The following is a 248-nucleotide window of genomic DNA, read 5'->3' as shown; positions in this document are numbered from 1 at the left end:
CCACACTCATTCAGTAATAGCGCCACTTTGCTATGCAGCACATCCGGGTGCAACGGCTTATACAAATGAGCCGTTGCGCCAAGTGCGTAGACCTTATCCAAATCCTCCGCATTAGTATTTGCGGTCACGACCAAAATAGGCACGGCCGGATCTAGCACTCTCAAACGCTCAGTGGCTTCAAAGCCATCCATCACAGGCATATTTAAATCCATTAGCACGATATCGAACTTACCCACCTCATATACTTC

The 248-nt window shown here is 48.0% G+C and carries 1 protein-coding gene; it reads right to left on the bottom strand.

What is annotated here, in order from left to right:
* On the bottom strand, positions 1-248 hold a 248-nt coding region (locus CWC11_RS21230), incomplete at both ends, for a response regulator (protein WP_138684201.1).

The organism is Pseudoalteromonas sp. S3178, assembly GCF_005886985.1.
In the GTDB taxonomy this organism is placed as follows: domain Bacteria; phylum Pseudomonadota; class Gammaproteobacteria; order Enterobacterales; family Alteromonadaceae; genus Pseudoalteromonas; species Pseudoalteromonas carrageenovora.
Note: the sequence above shows the minus strand (reverse complement) of the source record. Positions and strands in the feature narration are given on the sequence as shown.